Origin of the sequence: Caballeronia sp. ATUFL_F1_KS4A, from assembly GCF_023630905.1 — a bacterium.
Lineage (GTDB): Bacteria > Pseudomonadota > Gammaproteobacteria > Burkholderiales > Burkholderiaceae > Caballeronia > Caballeronia zhejiangensis.
Genome location: NZ_JALQEB010000019.1, coordinates 1 through 14,880 on the forward strand (window position 1 = coordinate 1; position 14,880 = coordinate 14,880).

The 14,880-nt window shown below is 64.0% G+C and carries 15 protein-coding genes; 5 read left to right on the top strand and 10 right to left on the bottom strand.

Going from position 1 to position 14,880, the window contains the following annotated elements:
• Positions 1-148 precede the first annotated feature (148 nt).
• The 10 genes from NCS03_RS13635 to flgB form a co-directional block, all read right to left on the bottom strand.
• Positions 149-901, bottom strand: coding sequence for a flagellar brake protein (locus NCS03_RS13635; protein WP_008352549.1), 753 nt, complete (start codon positions 899-901; stop codon positions 149-151).
• A gap of 270 nt (positions 902-1,171) precedes the next feature.
• Positions 1,172-2,233: a flagellar assembly peptidoglycan hydrolase FlgJ gene (flgJ, locus tag NCS03_RS13640; protein WP_051996850.1), complete on the bottom strand. Its 1,062-nt coding sequence runs from the start codon at positions 2,231-2,233 to the stop codon at positions 1,172-1,174.
• Between the two features lie 15 nt (positions 2,234-2,248).
• Entirely contained in the window at positions 2,249-3,376 is a 1,128-nt protein-coding gene (locus tag NCS03_RS13645; protein ID WP_008352546.1) for a flagellar basal body P-ring protein FlgI, read from the bottom strand.
• Positions 3,377-3,378: 2 nt separating this feature from the next.
• Complete coding sequence (locus NCS03_RS13650; RefSeq protein ID WP_008352545.1) at positions 3,379-4,062, bottom strand: flagellar basal body L-ring protein FlgH; 684 nt, start codon at positions 4,060-4,062, stop codon at positions 3,379-3,381.
• Between the two features lie 78 nt (positions 4,063-4,140).
• A complete protein-coding gene (gene flgG, locus NCS03_RS13655; RefSeq protein WP_008352544.1) occupies positions 4,141-4,929 on the bottom strand; it encodes a flagellar basal-body rod protein FlgG in 789 nt (262 codons plus the stop codon).
• A 57-nt stretch (positions 4,930-4,986) separates the two neighbouring features.
• Complete coding sequence (gene flgF, locus NCS03_RS13660) at positions 4,987-5,739, bottom strand: flagellar basal-body rod protein FlgF (RefSeq protein ID WP_008352543.1); 753 nt, start codon at positions 5,737-5,739, stop codon at positions 4,987-4,989.
• Between the two features lie 49 nt (positions 5,740-5,788).
• A complete protein-coding gene (gene flgE / locus NCS03_RS13665; RefSeq protein WP_008352542.1) occupies positions 5,789-7,036 on the bottom strand; it encodes a flagellar hook protein FlgE in 1,248 nt (415 codons plus the stop codon).
• A 45-nt stretch (positions 7,037-7,081) separates the two neighbouring features.
• Positions 7,082-7,804, bottom strand: a complete 723-nt coding sequence (locus NCS03_RS13670) for a flagellar hook assembly protein FlgD (RefSeq protein ID WP_008352541.1) — start codon at positions 7,802-7,804, stop codon at positions 7,082-7,084.
• A gap of 23 nt (positions 7,805-7,827) precedes the next feature.
• Entirely contained in the window at positions 7,828-8,253 is a 426-nt protein-coding gene (flgC, locus tag NCS03_RS13675; protein ID WP_008352540.1) for a flagellar basal body rod protein FlgC, read from the bottom strand.
• An 18-nt stretch (positions 8,254-8,271) separates the two neighbouring features.
• A complete protein-coding gene (flgB, locus tag NCS03_RS13680; RefSeq protein ID WP_008352539.1) occupies positions 8,272-8,751 on the bottom strand; it encodes a flagellar basal body rod protein FlgB in 480 nt (159 codons plus the stop codon).
• Between the two features lie 240 nt (positions 8,752-8,991).
• Between flgB and flgA the strand changes: the two genes are divergently transcribed.
• The 5 genes from flgA to flhA all read left to right on the top strand — a co-directional run bounded on the left by flgA (position 8,992) and on the right by flhA (position 14,847).
• Positions 8,992-10,290 (top strand): flagellar basal body P-ring formation chaperone FlgA, encoded by a 1,299-nt coding sequence (flgA, locus tag NCS03_RS13685; protein WP_250529267.1) that lies wholly within the window; start codon positions 8,992-8,994, stop codon positions 10,288-10,290.
• 170 nt (positions 10,291-10,460) lie between these two features.
• Complete coding sequence (gene flgM, locus NCS03_RS13690) at positions 10,461-10,802, top strand: flagellar biosynthesis anti-sigma factor FlgM (protein ID WP_008352536.1); 342 nt, start codon at positions 10,461-10,463, stop codon at positions 10,800-10,802.
• Between the two features lie 80 nt (positions 10,803-10,882).
• Positions 10,883-11,317 carry a flagella synthesis protein FlgN gene (locus tag NCS03_RS13695; RefSeq protein WP_008352534.1) on the top strand — a complete coding sequence of 145 codons (435 nt, stop codon included), beginning with the start codon at positions 10,883-10,885 and terminating at the stop codon, positions 11,315-11,317.
• Positions 11,318-11,536: 219 nt separating this feature from the next.
• Entirely contained in the window at positions 11,537-12,745 is a 1,209-nt protein-coding gene (flhB, locus tag NCS03_RS13700; protein WP_250529268.1) for a flagellar biosynthesis protein FlhB, read from the top strand.
• On the top strand, positions 12,742-14,847 hold the full coding sequence (flhA, locus tag NCS03_RS13705) for a flagellar biosynthesis protein FlhA (RefSeq protein WP_008352531.1): 2,106 nt from the start codon (positions 12,742-12,744) through the stop codon (positions 14,845-14,847). The genes flhB and flhA overlap by 4 nt, the downstream gene beginning before the upstream one ends.
• Positions 14,848-14,880 lie beyond the last annotated feature (33 nt).

A 14,880-nucleotide genomic window follows, 5' to 3' on the forward strand; every position in this document is an offset into this window, starting at 1 on the left:
AACTCAACCCTTGACGCTCAATACAGTTGCTTTCTTTGCAGCAGCAAAGAAAGTGACTGCCGCCCCGCACAGGGGCAGTGCTAATAGACCGACACGAAAACGGGATCCGGCGAAAACGAAAGCAAAAGCAAAAGCAAAAGCAAAACCCCTACTTCGCCAAAGACCGCCGCTTCATCTCAAGCTGAGTGATCAGCCGCTGAAGAGTATTCTCCGCCGACCCCGGCATCGAAACAAACTTGAACCCGATGGTATATCGCCGATCCCCTTTCGCCGTCGTCGATTCCCGATGCGAAACCAGCATCATATCCACCGTCACACGTCCATTCGCGCTGAAATGCAGCTCGGCATCCTGAAACACGATGCCCATCTCCAGATCCGCGATGCGATCATCCGTCGTGCGCAGCGCCACGCCGCCCAGCGACAGATCATGCACCTCGAAGCGGAATCGCTCGCCATCCGGCAACGAACCCGTGCAGATGTAAGGATCGAGAACCGGCGTATCGACACGGAAATACTCGCGCCGCTGCATGTAGTACAGCACCGTCGGAAAATCGACTTCGAACGCCGGACGCCCGTCGAACATCGTTTCGCGCGCACCCGGCGTCGTGAACTCGACGCGCACGCCATCCGGCGCCGCACTGAAAATCAGCTTCTGCGACGCAAGCACGCCGCGATTCTGCTCGTCGAGACCGCCCCAGTCGAACGTGAAGCGATGCGCGGTCACATCGACGTCGAGCACGCGCGTGACGATCTGACCGTCGCCGTATTGCGCCGTCAGAAAGTCCCCGCGATTGGCGAGATTGCGCAGCGCCACGCCGATTTCCAGCGGATTACGCCTGCCGAAATCCACGATCGGCGCGATATCCTCGTCGGCAACGTCATGCTTTTGATTGGTGTTCATGGTGCTAGCCGTGTTCATTGTGCTCGCGCGCTGCCCGACCCCCGAACATCGCGCGACGATCCGAACCGAATAGGTCCGGCACTTCGATTATTCAGGTTAGCGGCATACCTCTTCAAAAGTTTAGGGTCGCCCGCCGAAAAATGTATGTGGTGCGCCGTCCCTACGGACGTAAAACGTTTGCTTCCCCGAAGCAATAAAGCGGCCGCATACATCGGCTGAATGCGCGGCGTGGCCCGCGCTTCAATATCGAACTACGCGGTCGAACGGGCGTCAGACGATCTGACGCATGATCGAGATGAGCTTCTTCGCGTACTGCGGATCGGTCGCGTAGCCCGCCTTCTGCATGCCGTGCGCGAAGCCCGCGACGTCGCGCGAAGCCTGAATCACCGGCGCATAACGCGGATTGTTCTTGATGACGCTCGCGTAATCGGTAAGCGCGTCCTCGTACGAATCGTAAGCGCGGAATTTCTCGACGACCTTCTGCGGACGGCCGTTGATGTATTCCGTCGTCACCGAGCTGACAGTCTTGCCGTTCCAGTCTTTCGTCGCCTTGACGCCGAAGATGTTGTGGCTCGTCGCGCCGTTCGGATGCTTGATCTCGCGCTTGCCCCAGCCCGATTCGAGCGCCGCCTGACCGATGATGAAGCGCGCCGGAATGCCCGTCGCCGCGCTCGCGGCCTGCGCCGGCACGGCGAGCCGGTCGACGAACGCGTTCACCTTGTCAGACCCGTTGCCGCGCGCCGGCGCTTCCACCGAATCCGCCGCCGTGTAGCCCTTGCCGGCGAGCGACGCGTTGTTCCTGTTGCCCTGCGCCGCAGCGTAAGCCTTCGCCATCGCGTTCATCGCGGCGAGATTGCCCGCGTTCGCGTCGAGATCGCCGCCGCCGCCCGACATGCCGCCCAGCGTCTGCATCGCGTTCATCGTGCTCATCGTGTTCATGGCGCCGCCCTTGCCGTCCGCGCCGGTCTGCGCGCCCGAGTTGCGCATGAGCTGCTTGAGCATCATGTCCGCGACGCCGATGCCCTTCGACGACATCTGCTGCGACAATTGCTGATCGAGCATCGACGTGAACGTCTTCGAATCGTTCGATTCGAACGGGCTGTCCGAAGGCGTCGCGTCGCGCATGCTCTTCAGCATCATCTGCGTGAAGACGGCGTCGAACTGCTTGGCCGCTTCCTTCAGGCCCTGTTGCGGGTTCGCGCCGGCCTGCGCGCGCAATGCGTCGAAGCCCTGCGTGTCGAGCGCGAAACGGTTCGAGAGATTCGAGAATCCGCTGCTCGTATCGGTCGATGCCAGCGCGGTGCCGGCGATGCCGTTCGTGTTCGAGTTCATAGGTTCTTATTCGTTTTAGATGATTTCGAGGTCTGCGCGCAGCGCGCCCGCGGCCTTCATCGACTGAAGGATCGAGATGAGATCGGCCGGCGTCGCGCCGAGCGCATTGAGCGCCTTCACGACATCCGCGAGATTCGCGCCCGCCGACAGCATCTTGAGCGCGCCGCTGTCCTGCTTCAACTGAATCGACGATTCCTTCGCCGCAACCGTCTGGCCGTTCGAGAACGCGTTCGGCTGGCTCACCGCCGTCTTCGTGTTGATGACGACCGACAGATTCCCGTGCGCGACCGCGCAGTTCTGCAGCGTGACCATCTGATTCATCACGATGGAACCCGTGCGCGCGTTCAGGATCACCTTCGCGGCGGCCTGCGCCGGACGCACGTCGATGTTCTGCAGCTGCGCCATGAACGACACCTGCTCGCTCGGCTCCTGCGGCGCGCGCAACTGGATCGTGCGGCCGTCGAGCGCGAGCGCGGTGCCCATGCCGAACTGATTGTTCACGGCCGCGACGATGCGCTGCGTCGTGTCGAAATCCATTTCGCGCAGTTCCATCTGCATGACGCCGCCCTGCTGCTGCAACGCCGACGGCACCGCGCGTTCGACGATCGCGCCCGCCGAGATGCGGCCGACCGCGAGCTGGTTCACCTGCACCTTGCTGCCGTTCGCGCTCGCGCCCGCGCCGCCGACGACGAGATTGCCCTGCGCCATCGCGTACACCTGGCCATCGGCGCCTTTCAGCGGCGCCATCAGGAGCGTGCCGCCGCGCAGGCTCTTCGCGTTGCCGAGCGACGAAACCGTCACGTCGATCGCCTCGCCGGGACGCGCGAACGGCGGCAGCGTGGCCGTCACCATCACGGCGGCCACGTTCTTCAATTGCATGTTCGACGACGTCGACGGGTTCACCGTGATGCCGAGGTTGCCGAGCATGTTGGTGAGCGATTGCGTCGTGAACGGCGTCTGCATCGTCTGGTCGCCGGTGCCGTCGAGACCGACGACGAGACCGTAGCCGATCAGCGGATTGTCACGCACGCCCTGAAACTGCACGAGATCCTTGAGACGCTCGGCGTGCGCCTGATGCGCCGAACCGATGGCGACGAGCGCGGCTGCGAGCGAGAAGGAAACGAAACGGAGAAACGGATTCATGATCAGAACGGCGCGACGTTGAGGAAGAAGCGCTGGAGCCAGCCCATGTTCTGCGCTTCGTCGATGTAACCCTTCGCCGAGTATTCGATCTTCGCGTCGGCGACCTGCGTGGAATAGACGGTGTTGCTGCCCGAGATGGTCGTCGGGTTGACGACGCCCGAGAAGCGCACGTACTCGTTGCCCTGGTTGATGAGCATCTGCTTTTCGCCGCTCACCTGCAGGTTGCCGTTGGGCAAAACGTCCGTGACGGTCACGGTCAGCGTGCCGCTGAACGTGTTGGCCGCGCTCGCGCCGCCCGTCGCGGTGAACTTGTTCGCGCCGGTGGCCGAAAGGTTCGTGTTGTTGAAGAGGCCGCCGAAGAGGCCCGGCGTGGTCGGCACCGCGAACGACGCGTTGCCGCCGCGGTTGGTGTTCGCCGCCGACGACTTCGTCGCGTTGACGTTTTCCGAGATCACGATGGTCAGGATGTCGCCCACGTTGCGCGGACGCTGGTCTTCGAACAGCGGCCGGCCCGCGTAGCCCGCGTTGTAGATCGCGCCGGGCGACCGCGTGCCGACGGGCGGCTGCGGCGGACGCGCGGTCATCGGCTGCTGGATGATCGGCTCTTTCGGCACGAGGCCGCACGCGGCCAGCGATGCGATGAGCGCGCCGATCGACGCGCGCGAAAGAATGTGAGTGAGCGACATCGTGATAACTCTTCTGAAGCGGATTCAGGCATCAGTGTGACGCCATCGCCGCGATTCCCATCCGTCGAATAGAGGGGATTAAACCTGCATTTGCGAAAGCGTCTGCAACATCTGGTCGGACGTGGTCACGGCCTTGCTGTTGATTTCGTACGCGCGCTGGGTCTGGATCATGTTGACCAGTTCCTGCACCACGTTGACGTTCGACGCTTCCACATAACCCTGTTGCAGCGAGCCCGCGCCGTTCAGTCCCGGCTGCGACACGTTCGGCGCGCCCGAGCTGCTCGTTTCCGAGAACAGGTTTTCGCCCCGCGCATCGAGGCCGGCCGGGTTGATGAAGGTCGCGAGCGTGACCTGGCCGACCGTCGTGCTGGTCGACGTGTTCGCGGTCGTCACCGACACCGTGCCGTCCGAACCGATGGTGATCCCCGTCGCGTTCTGCGGAATCGTGATCGCCGGATTCAGCTGATATCCGCTCGACGTGACGAGCTGGCCTTGTGAGTTCGTCTGGAACGAGCCGTCGCGGGTGTAGGCGGTCGAGCCGTCGGGCATCGTCACCTGGAAGAAGCCCTGGCCGTTGATCGCGACGTCCTTCGAATTGCCGGTCTGCTGCAGGTTGCCCTGCGTGTAGAGGCGCTCGGTCGCGACCTGTTGCACGCCGGTGCCGAGCTGCACGCCCGATGCGAGTTCGGTCTGCTGCGTCGAATTCGCGCCCGGCTGGCGCGTCGTCTGATACAGCAGATCCTCGAACACCGCGCGCGAGCCCTTGAAGCCGTTCGTGCTCACGTTGGCGAGGTTGTTCGAGATGGTGTCCATCTGCGCTTGCTGCGCATTCATGCCGGTCGCGGCGATGTAGAGAGAGCGATTCATCTTGTTTCGTATCCTGTGTAGCCGGCGTTTGCCGCGTGTTTGCAGCCTGTTTGCCGCTTAAGAGAAGTTGAGCAGCTTGTTGGCCGACTGTTCGTTCTGGTCCGCCGATTCCATCAGCTTCGTCTGCATCTGGAATTGCCGCGCGTTGGTGATCATCGAGACCATCGCGGCAACCGGATTCACGTTGCTGCCTTCGAGCGCGCCGCCGGCCACGACCACGTTCGGATCCGCGTCGGCGGGGTCGCCGCCGGCGGTGCGAAAGAGCCCGTCATCGCCGCGCGTGAGCGTCGCCGGATCGGGATTCACGAGCTTGAGCTGATCGACGACCGCGATCGCCGTCGGCGGGTCGCCGGGAATCAGCGCGGAGATCGTGCCGTCCTTGCCGATGGTGACTTCCGCGCCCGGCGGAATCGACAGCGGACCGCTGTTGCCCAGCACCGGCAGATTGTTCGCCGTGACGAGCTGGCCGTTCTGATCCACATGCAGATTGCCGGCGCGCGTGTAAGCCTCGCTGCCGTCGGCGGCCTGCACGGACAACCAGCCCTGTCCCTGAACGGCGACATCGAGCGGATTGCCCGTCTGCTGGATCGGGCCTGCCGAGTAGTCCGCGTTCGGCGTCGACGAAAGCACGAAAGTGCGCGTCGTGCCATCGGCGGACTGGTCTTCGAACGACATCGGCACCTGGCGGAACGCCGCGAGCTGCGCCTTGAAACCCGTGGTCGACGTGTTCGCGAGGTTGTTCGCCACGACGGCCTGCTGCTCGAGCGCCTGGCTCGCGCCGGTCATCGCGGTGTAGATCAGACGGTCCATGAATCGCTTTCCTTCTTCCTAATGCGTCAAATTCGCGTGCAGACGACGGTTACAGATTGATCAGCGTCTGATCGACGGTCTGCTGCGTCTTGATCGTCTGCGCGTTCGCCTGATAGTTGCGCTGCGCGGTGATCAGATTCACGAGCTCGCTCGTCAGGTCGACGTTGGAGTTCTCCACCGCGCCGCCCTGCAGCGTGCCGTGGTTGGTCGAGCCCGGCACGCCGACTTGCGGTGCGCCCGACGCCGAGGTCTGCGCGTAGACGTTGCCGCCGAGATCCTGCAGGCCGTTCTGGTTGTTGAAGTTGGCGATGGCGATCTGCCCGAGCGCTTTCGTTTGGCCGTTCGAGTAGTTGCCCGTCAGCGTGCCGTCGGTACTGACCGTGAAGCCCGTCAGCTCGCCCGTGCTGTTGCCGTCCTGCGCGATGTTGGTCACGCCGTCTTTCGCGCCGTACTGCGTGGTGCCGTTGAGGTCGATCGTCAGCGCTTGCTGCGTCGCGCCGCCGTCCCCGCCGTTCGGAATCGAGAACGTGAACTTGCCGGTTGCCGCCGTCGCCGCGCCGCTCGAATCGGTCGTCGAGGTCAGCGTGCCCGACGAATTGAACGCCATCGTGCCGAGCGAAATCGGCGCGCTGACCGGGTCGCCGTAGGTCGCGTAGGCTTGCCACGTATTCGTCGTCGCGCTCTTCTGGAAGTACACGGACACTTTCTGCGTGCCGCCGAGCGAGTCGTATACATCGACGGACGTCGACTGGTTGAAGGTCGTCGAATCGGTCGGATCGAAGGCGCCGGTCGGCGCGGTGTCCTGCGAGTTCAGGTTGAACGCGGCCGTGATGTTCTTGGTCGCGGTCGGCGCGACGTTCGACGTCGGCACGGTCAGCGGCACGGTGCTCGCGCTGTTGACGACGCCGTCCGAGTTCGCGGCGTAACCCATCAGTTGCAGGCCCGCCGAGTTGACGATGCGGCCCTGGTTGTCGAGATGGAACACGCCGTTGCGCGAATACACGATCGAGCCGTTGTTCGACAACTGATAGAAACCGTTGCCGTTGATCGCGACATCGAGCGCCTGGTTGGTCGTCGTGATCGTGCCTTGCGAGAACTGCTGCTGCACTTCGGCGAGCTTCGTGCCGATGCCGATCTGGTTGTTCACGGCCGTGGCCATCGAATTCGCGTACATGTCGGCGAATTGCGCGGAGCCCTGCTTGAAGCCGACCGTGTTCGCGTTGGCGATGTTGTTGCCGATGACGTCGAGATCGCTCGATGCAGCGCCCAGACCGCTCAGTGCTTGTTGGTAACTCATTTGATGTTTCTCCGTAACGAGCCCGCGCCCGTCCTGAAATTGGATTTAGAGGATCGACGCGACGCCCGACAGCGCGACCGTGGAGCCGTTCGACAGCTTGAGGCCCGGCGCACCGCCGGACATCTGCACGACGCTTTGCACTTGCGAAGCCGACAGCGTCGTCGCGGTCGCCTGCTGGCCGTTGATCGTGCCTTGCGCGGTGATCGTGTACGTGCCGTCGGCGAGCGTGGCGCCCTTCGAATCGACCGGCGTCCAGCCCGTCACCGGCACGACGCCCGCGCCTTGCGCGCCGAGGTCGAGCGTGTTGACGATCTGGCCCGACGAGTTCTTCACGACGATCTGCAGGTCGCTCACGTCGTTGGCCAGTTGCACGCCGAAGCTCGACGACTTGCCGCTCGACACCGTCATGTTGTTGCCCGCGGCGAGCACGTTCGAGCCGATGAGCAGCGCCGCCTGCGTCTGCTGGCCGGCGGAAAGCTGCGTCGCGAGCGAGGACAGCGACGTGTTCAGCTGGCCGATGCCCGTCACCGTGTTGATCTGCGCGAGCTGCGAGGTCATCTGCGAGCTGTCGGCGGGATTCGTCGGATCCTGGTTCTTGAGCTGCGTCACGAGCAGCGTCAGGAATGTGTTCTGCAGATCCGACGCCGATTGCGCGCCGGTCGCCGAGGTCGACGACGTCGACGAGCTCGACGATGCGCCGTTCATGGTGTCGAGCAGCGTCTGCGACACCGTGGTGCCGTTGCTGCCGATGGTTGTGCTGGTCGTCACGTTGTGTTCCTTGAGTGTCTCTATCAGGTTCCGATGGTCAGGGTCTTGAGCATCAGTTGCTTGGCGGTGTTGAGCGTCTCGACGTTCGCCTGATAGGAACGCGACGCGGAAATCATGTTGACCATCTCCTGCACCGGATCGACGTTGGGCAGCGTCACATAGCCGTCCGCGTTCGCCGCCGGGTTGCTCGGGTCGTAGCTGGTCTTCATCGGGCTCGGATCGTCGACGACGCCCGTCACCTGCACGCCGCCGACCTGCTGGCCCGACGCGGTCTTCGCGCCGCCGAGCGGATCGACCGCGAACACGACCTGCTTGGCCTTGTACGGCTTGCCGTCGGGGCCGGTCGTGCTGTCCGCGTTCGCGAGGTTGGACGCGGTGACGTTCAGGCGCTGCGCCTGGGCTGACATCGCCGAGCCGGCGACGTTGAAGATGTTCATCAAGGAAGGCATCTGTTTCTCCTACTGCGCTCAACTGTTCGACGTAATCGCCGACAACATCGATTTGATTTGCGACGACAGCACCGTCATGCCCGCCTCGAAGTGCAGCGCGTTGTCCGCGAACTGCACGCGTTCCGAGTCGAGATCGACCGTGTTGCCGTCGAGCGACGGCTGGCTCGGCACGCGATAGGCGAGCTTGCCGTAGTCGTCGCTCGGGCCGCCCGACGCGGACAGCGTCGACGTGCCGCTCATGTGGCCCTTGGCCGTCGTCGCCATGCCGCCGCTCGTGCTGACGCGGACGGGTTGCGCCATCTTCAGCGTCGAGCCGTTCGATGCGCTGCCGCCCTGCTTGAGCGCGCCCGCGAGCGCGCTCGAAAAGTCGACGTCGCGCGCCTTGTAGCCGGGGGTGTCGGCGTTGGCGATATTCGACGACAGCAATTCCTGCCGATACGCGCGCACGTCGAGCGCCTCGCGGCCAAATGCGAATTCCTTGTCGAGTCTGTCAAGCATTGCGGTTTCTCCTGTCGGCAGCGCCGGGGCCTTTTTGCATGACACGCATCTTAGGAGCGGCGCGCAATAACTAATCCGACGAATAACCGGGAAACGGGGCCTCTATTCGACGCTTGCGTTATCCGGCCGATATCTAGAATTCGTCTCGTTGCCGATTGCGGGTCTTTTTCCCGCCGCAAACGGATCAATGCAGTCGCCGCATCGTTTGCGGCCCGATCGAATCAGGTACGGAGAAAGTCGATGAGCAGGTCCGCGAAACGTGCATCGAACCCTACGGCTCGCGCCGCAGCGACGTTCGCGCGCCGCACGCTGCGCGGTCTGGCCGGCGTGTCTCTATGGATGGGCGTGGCTGCGCTCGCACAGGCGCAGCAGGCCGACGGCCCGATCGTCATTCCGGGCAACGCCGAAACCAATCCGGCCGCCGCCGCCGACATGGCCCAAAAGCTGACGGCACGCGCCGCGACGCCCGTTGCCGCGGCGCCCGCGCCTGAAACAACGCGTCCGGGCCCGAGCGGCTATCGCGCCGCGACCAAAGCCGCCGACGCCGCGATGCGCAACGCCGCGCTCGAACTCGACGCCCGCGCCGACGCCGCCGACGATTCGATGAACAGCGCGATGAACAGCGCGATGAACGACGCGAGCGGCATGATCGTGATTCCCGGACCGGGCGAAGCGAAGCCTGCGCGCGCGGTTGCGGTTGCGGCGCCTGCGCTTCAGAAAGCGCCGGCCTCATCCGCTTCGCGCGAGGTGATGCCCGTCGTCGTGACGCGCGACGATGGCGTCGTCCGCGGCGCGAGCGTCAAGCCCGTCGCGGCCAGCCCCGCGACGCCCGTCGCCGCCACCGCTTCGCCGATGAAGCGCGTGAGCTTCAATCCGTCGGCGGCAGCAGCAACGCCGGCCGCAGCGGTAGCCGCCACCATGCAAGACGGCGAATCGATCCGCCTCACCGCGCTCAACTTTCTTCAGCAGCAGGCCGCCGGCTTACCGGGCAAGGTCGACATCACCGTGACGCCGGTCTTTCCGCGCGGTCTCGCGGCGTGCTCGGCGCTCGATCCGTTCATGCCGACGGGCGCGCGCCTCTGGGGTCGACTGACGGTCGGCGTGCGCTGCGTCGGCGAGCGTCCGTGGACGCTTTACGTGCAGGCGCGCGTATCGATCAACGCCACTTACTACACCGCCGCGCGCGCAATCGCGCCGGGCGAAGTGCTGAACAACGCCGATCTCGTCGCCCGCGACGGCGATCTCACCGTGATGCCGCAGGCCATCGTCACCGATCCGGCTCAGGCCGTCGGCGCAGTCGCACTGTCGCGCGTGCCGGCCGGCCTGCCGCTGCGCACCGACATGCTGCGCGCGTCGACGTCGGTGTCGATCGGCCAGACCGTGCACGTCGTCGCCGGCGGCTCCGGATTCTCGATTTCCGCCGACGGCACCGTGATGAACAACGCGGCGCCCGGCCAGCAAGTACGCGTCAAAACCGCCGGTGGCCAGATCATCACCGGCATCGTGAAGGACAGTCAGACGGTGGAAGTGGCCCTGTAAAACGGGATGTGTTCGGTCCCCCACACTTGTTTCATTTTGTTGCAAATGCGCTCGATGCCCGCCAAATAAGGCTCAGAGCGCGATAGGCAGAGCGAACGGCAGTTGGCAGTCCGGCGTCAGGGTAAAGTTTTCAAGACCCGTCGCCGTTAAAGGACTCAACACGTTCGGGAATGGACATCGTGAAGATCGAATCGAATAGCAACACCAATCTGGCTGGCCTTCAAGACAATCTGCCGCGCGCGTCGCAAAACGACGCGAAAGGTGCCGCGGGCACCGTGCAGCAATCGCAAGCGGGCGCGAGCCCGGCGAAGAATTCGACGGTGAGTCTGTCGTCGGTTTCGAGCGACTTGCGCGCATCGAGCGGCTCGGACATCGACACGGCGAAAGTCGAGTCGATCAAGGCCGCAATCCGCGACGGCAGCCTGAAGATGGACACCAGCAAGATCGCCGACGGCATTTTGAGCACCGCTCGCGACCTGCTGCAAACGAGAACCCCGCCGACCGGCGGCTGAACGCTTCCGTAGCGCCTTGCGCGTGACGGCGAGCGTTGGCGACACCGGGCGGCTTTTCAAACCGCTTTTCGAGCGATGCAATGAGAGACGCCCTGCTTGCCACTGTCACCGAAGAAGTCGCCGCTGTTCTGGCCTTCGAATCCCTCCTCGAGGTCGAGGAAAAAGCGCTGATCGCCGCGCAGCCGCTTCCGGCGCTGCCGACGATCATCGAGAACAAGACCGCGCTCACCGAACGCATCTCCGCTCTCGAAAAGGCGCGCGACGAACAATTGAACGCGCTCGGTTTTCCCGGCGGCTTCGTCGGCATGGAAGCGGCCGCTGCGGGCGACAGCAAGATCGCCGAGCAATGGGCGCTGCTCACCGCCGCGGCCCGCCGCGCGAAACAGGGCAACAACAACAACGGCGTGCTGATCCGCACCCGCATGGAATACAACCGCAAGGCGCTCGCCGCGTTGCAGGTCGCTCCGTCGAAGGGCGGCTTCTACGGTCCGGACGGCCGCGTGCCCGGCGCCTGATCGCCTGTCATTGCCGTTTCTCGCCTCTCGAACGGCGCGCGCTTCTCGCGAGGCGCGCGCCGCTTTTGTTTCCCGCGCTTTCATCGGCCGAATAACCCCCTTTTCCCCGGCTTTATCCGCCGATGGCTGCTCGACGCCTTCCGCAATAATCGCTTTCATCAAAAAGCGGCTTCGTGCCGCTCGCATGTGAAACCGATGGAAGCGATGGAGTAAGGCCCGGTGGCAGAAGAAAGCGATCTCGAAAAAACCGAATCAGCGACTCCCAAGCGCCTGGAAAAGGCGCGGGAGGACGGTCAGGTTGCGCGTTCGCGCGAGCTCGCGTCGTTCGCGCTGCTGGCGGCGGGTTTTTTCGGCGTGTGGGCGTTGTCGGGGCCGATCAACCAGCATTTGCAGACGATTCTTCGCGGCGCGTTCACGTTCGATCACGCGACGGTGCTCGACACGCACCAGATGATGATGGGCGCGGCAAACGCGGGCCGGGAAGGTCTCTTCGCCGTTTTGCCCGTGCTGCTGCTGACCGGATTCGCCGCGCTCGTCGCGCCGATGGCTCTCGGCGGCTGGCTCATCACGACGAAACCGCTCGCGCCGAACTTCGGGCGTCTGAATCCGATCAGCGGTCTCGGCAAGATTTTCTCGATGCAAGGACCGGTGCAGCTCGGCATGTCGCTCTTGAAGACGGCGGTGGTCGGTGGCATGGCGGGCTGGGCGATGTGGAGCCGCAAGGCCGAAGTGCTCGGCCTTTTGACGAAGCCGCTCGATCTCGCGCTCGCCGACGCGATGCACATGATTTTCGTGTGCTGCGCGATGGCGATCGGCGGACTGTTTCTCGTCGCGGCCGTCGACGTGCCGTATCAGCTTTACTCGCACGCGAAAAAGCTGCGCATGAGCAAGGAAGAAGTGAAGCGCGAGCACAAGGAAAACGAAGGCGATCCGCACATCAAGGGCAAGATCCGCCAGCAGCAGCGCGCGGCCGCGCGTCGCCGGATGATGCAGGCGATTCCGACCGCCGATGTCATCGTCACGAACCCGACGCACTTCGCCGTCGCGCTGAAGTACGCCGACGGCGAGATGCGCGCGCCGAAGGTGGTCGCGAAGGGCGTGAATCTGGTCGCGGCACGCATCCGCGAACTGGGCCGCGAGCACAACGTGCCGCTGCTCGAAGCGCCGCCGCTCGCGCGTGCGCTGTATCACAACGTCGAGATCAACCGCGAGATTCCGGGCGCGTTGTACGGCGCGGTCGCGCAGGTGCTGGCGTGGGTCTACCAGCTCAAGCGCTACAAGGAAGATGGCGGCATCAAGCCGGACGAACCGTCCGATCTCGAGGTGCCGAAGGAACTGGACAAAGGCGGCGTTTCCGACGCCGACGCCGATCAGGAGGCTGCCGAAGCCCTGGCTGGCGACAACACTGACAATGGAGCCGCAGCATGAACGCGCGCGCTGGATTTTTCGCCAAACGGCCCGACGCGCTGGGCACGCAGAACCTTCGCGCCTTAGCCGGCCCGATCCTGATCTGCATGATCTTGGGCATGATGATTCTGCCCTTGCCGGCGTTCCTGCTGGATCTGTTGTTCACCTTCAACATCGCGCTGTCGGTGATGGTGCTGCTCGTCAGCATGTACACGCAAAAGCCGCTCGACTTCGCGGCGTTCCCGAGCGTGCTGCTGTTCTCGACGCTGCTGCGCCTGTCGCTGAACGTCGCGTCGACGCGTATCGTGCTGCTCGAGGGTCACACCGGCCCGGACGCGGCCGGTCAGGTGATCGAATCGTTCGGGCACTTTCTCGTCGGCGGGAATTTCGCGGTCGGTATCGTCGTGTTCGTGATTCTGATGATCATCAACTTCATGGTGATCACGAAGGGCGCGGGACGTATCGCCGAAGTCGGCGCGCGCTTCACGCTCGATGCGATGCCCGGCAAGCAGATGGCCATCGACGCCGATCTGAACGCCGGTCTCATCAACGAGGAAACGGCGAAGAAGCGCCGTCAGGCGGTCGCGCAGGAAGCCGAGTTCTACGGTTCGATGGACGGTGCGTCGAAGTTCGTGCGCGGCGACGCGATCGCGGGCTTGCTCATCATGGTCATCAACGTGGTGGGCGGGCTGATCGTCGGCATGCTCCAGCACGACATGGACTTCGGGCACGCGGCGACCAACTACACGCTGCTCACGATCGGCGACGGCCTCGTCGCGCAGATTCCGTCGCTCATTATCTCGACGGCGGCAGGCGTGATCGTGTCGCGCGTCGCGACCGAGGAAGACATCGGCACGCAGCTGACCGGCCAGTTGTTCCAGAACCCGCGCGTCTTGATGATTACAGGCGTGATCATCGGCGTGATGGGCCTGATTCCGGGCATGCCGCACTTCGCGTTCATGCTGCTCGGCGGCGGCCTCATCTACGCCGCGCGCACGATGAACAAGCGCGCCGAAGCGAAGAAGAAAAGCGCCGTCACCGATGTCACGCCGCTCCAGGCGAGCGCGGCTGCGGCTTCCGCCGAAAATGCCGAGGCCAGTTGGGAGGACGTGTCGCTCATCGATCCGCTCGGGCTCGAGGTGGGTTATCGCCTGATTCCGCTCGTCGATCGCAACAGCGACGGCGAATTGCTCAAGCGGATCAAGGGCATCCGCAAGAAATTCGCGCAGGAAATCGGCTTTTTGCCGCCGGTCATCCACATTCGCGACAATCTCGAACTGCGGCCGAACGGTTATCGCATTGCGCTGAAGGGCGTGGAAGTGGGCGTCGGCGAGGCGTTTCCGGGTCAGTGGCTCGCGATCAATCCGGGACAGGTGTCGGCCGCGCTGCCGGGCGCGCAGACGCAGGATCCGGCGTTCGGTCTGCCGGCGGTGTGGATCGATACGAATCTGCGCGAACAGGCTCAGGTCTACGGCTACACGGTCGTCGATGCGAGCACGGTCGTCGCGACGCATTTGAATCACCTCGTCGTGACGCATGCTGCCGAATTGCTCGGCCGTCAGGAAGTGCAGGCGCTGCTGGAGCGCATCGGCAAGGACACGCCTTCGCTGACGGAAGATCTCGTGCCGAAGGTCATTTCGCTTACGACGCTGCAGAAGGTGTTGCAGAACCTGCTGGACGAAAGCGTGCCGATCCGCGACATGCGTACGATTCTCGACGCGTTGCAGGAACACGCGCCGCGTGTTTCGGATGCACACGATCTCACGGCGGCGGTACGTCTCGCGCTGGGCCGCGCGATCACGCAGCAGTGGTATCCGGGCAACGACGATCTGCAGGTGATGGGCCTCGATCCGACGCTGGAGCGCGTGCTGTCGCAGGCATTGTCGACGGGTCCGAATCCGGGACTGGAACCGGGACTCGCGCAGACGCTGATGAACTCGACGCAAAACGCGATCATGCGTCAGCAGAACCTGGGCTTGCCGCCGGTGCTGCTCGTGCAGCATTCGCTGCGCGCGATGCTGGCGCGGTTCCTGCGCCGGAGCTTGCCGCAGTTGAAGGTGATCTCGTATGCCGAAGTGCCGGATACGAGGAATGTGAAGGTGGTGAATTTGATTGGGGCGTGATGTTCCGCTTCAATGAAGGACCGAACCGATCAG

What these genes read in the sequence shown, in the direction of transcription:
- flgE (WP_008352542.1), bottom strand. Translation starts at nt 7,036, where the DNA reads ATGAGTTACCAACAAGCACTGAGCGGTCTGGGCGCTGCATCGAGCGAT.
- NCS03_RS13650 (WP_008352545.1), bottom strand. Translation starts at nt 4,062, where the DNA reads ATGTCGCTCACTCACATTCTTTCGCGCGCGTCGATCGGCGCGCTCATC.
- flgB (WP_008352539.1), bottom strand. Translation starts at nt 8,751, where the DNA reads ATGCTTGACAGACTCGACAAGGAATTCGCATTTGGCCGCGAGGCGCTC.
- flhA (WP_008352531.1), top strand. Translation starts at nt 12,742, where the DNA reads ATGAACGCGCGCGCTGGATTTTTCGCCAAACGGCCCGACGCGCTGGGC.
- flgM (WP_008352536.1), top strand. Translation starts at nt 10,461, where the DNA reads ATGGACATCGTGAAGATCGAATCGAATAGCAACACCAATCTGGCTGGC.
- flgA (WP_250529267.1), top strand. Translation starts at nt 8,992, where the DNA reads ATGAGCAGGTCCGCGAAACGTGCATCGAACCCTACGGCTCGCGCCGCA.
- NCS03_RS13695 (WP_008352534.1), top strand. Translation starts at nt 10,883, where the DNA reads ATGAGAGACGCCCTGCTTGCCACTGTCACCGAAGAAGTCGCCGCTGTT.
- flgJ (WP_051996850.1), bottom strand. Translation starts at nt 2,233, where the DNA reads ATGAACTCGAACACGAACGGCATCGCCGGCACCGCGCTGGCATCGACC.
- flgF (WP_008352543.1), bottom strand. Translation starts at nt 5,739, where the DNA reads ATGGACCGTCTGATCTACACCGCGATGACCGGCGCGAGCCAGGCGCTC.
- NCS03_RS13635 (WP_008352549.1), bottom strand. Translation starts at nt 901, where the DNA reads ATGAACACCAATCAAAAGCATGACGTTGCCGACGAGGATATCGCGCCG.
- flgG (WP_008352544.1), bottom strand. Translation starts at nt 4,929, where the DNA reads ATGAATCGCTCTCTCTACATCGCCGCGACCGGCATGAATGCGCAGCAA.
- NCS03_RS13645 (WP_008352546.1), bottom strand. Translation starts at nt 3,376, where the DNA reads ATGAATCCGTTTCTCCGTTTCGTTTCCTTCTCGCTCGCAGCCGCGCTC.
- flgC (WP_008352540.1), bottom strand. Translation starts at nt 8,253, where the DNA reads ATGCCTTCCTTGATGAACATCTTCAACGTCGCCGGCTCGGCGATGTCA.